This is a genomic window from Chryseobacterium sp. R2A-55, assembly GCF_021401085.1.
Taxonomy (GTDB): Bacteria; Bacteroidota; Bacteroidia; order Flavobacteriales; family Weeksellaceae; genus Kaistella.
In genome coordinates, this window is the sequence record NZ_JACBFP010000035.1 from 1 (window position 1) to 501 (window position 501).

Annotated in this window: 1 protein-coding gene; it reads right to left on the reverse strand. The window is 45.5% G+C overall.

What is annotated here, in order from left to right:
* The coding region (locus tag L0951_RS13670) for a transposase (RefSeq protein ID WP_317207207.1) at positions 1 to 474 on the reverse strand (474 nt) is incomplete at its 3' end.
* Positions 475 to 501: the final 27 nt, after the last annotated feature.

Consider the following 501-nt stretch of genomic DNA (forward strand, 5'->3'; position numbering starts at 1 on the left):
CACCAGGTTTCCTTCTTTGCAACACCGGCATTTTCTGAGCATAGTCTGGGGAACAAAAACGCTCCGTTCCACTTTTAAACTTTCTTGCAAACCCTGAAGTTTTCCACGCTTCCAGCTGCTGCTTAAAATACCGTAATGGCGGATCCGCACAAATCTTTTCGGCAGGATATGAAGACTGAACCTCCTGACAAACTCCACATTCGATAAAGTCATTTCTTTTTTCTCGCCGCCTTTGCGGTAATCTTTGTAGGCAAAACGGACCTGCTGATCTGTCACTTCTTTGATGCGGTGGTTGCTGATGGCGACTTTGTGGGTGTATCTTCCCAGATATTCAATTACCTGTTTCGGGCCGCCAAAAGGCCGCTTGGCATAGACGACCCAGCTTTTGGCGAAGAGTTTCTCCATAAGATCAGCATCTTTAATTCCACAAGCCTTTAATGAAGCCACAAACTTCGCCCGGAATACTTTGCTCATCGCTTTTACAGAGAAGAGATATTTATC